Here is a 399-nt window from a genome sequence, read left to right as displayed (position 1 = left end):
GCTGCGTGCCCAACTTCTGATAGTCGGTGGCCTGGTGGCCCTCGCGCGGCGCGCACTTCTCGTCGAAGAAGCGGGTGTCGAACTTCAGCCCGTCGATGTCGTACGTGTCCATGAGGGTCTTGAGGTTGCCCTCGTACCAGGCCTTGGCGTCGGGGTTGGCCAGGTCGATGATGCCGGCCTGGCCGTTCCACCAGGTCACTTCACACGGCTTGCTCGTGTCCTTGGCGTCCTTGAGCAGATAGTCGTGGTCGACCGCGTACTGGTAGTTGTCGGAGTCCAGGTTGATCCACAGGGTGACCCAGATGCCGAAGTCGAACCCCATGTCGTGGATCTTCTGGGAGAGGCCCTTGGGGTCGGGAAAGGTCTTCGGGTCCCAGGTCAGATTGCCGTAGTTCGACT

The 399-nt window shown here is 61.7% G+C and carries 1 protein-coding gene; it reads right to left on the bottom strand.

Annotated elements, in window-relative coordinates; translation table 11 throughout:
• On the bottom strand, positions 1 to 399 hold a 399-nt coding region (locus TN53_RS42735; RefSeq protein WP_046264314.1), incomplete at both ends, for a TIM-barrel domain-containing protein.

The organism is Streptomyces sp. WM6386 (assembly GCF_000972385.1).
Classification (GTDB): Bacteria; Actinomycetota; Actinomycetes; order Streptomycetales; family Streptomycetaceae; genus Streptomyces.
This window is presented reverse-complemented; position numbering and strand designations above follow the sequence as displayed.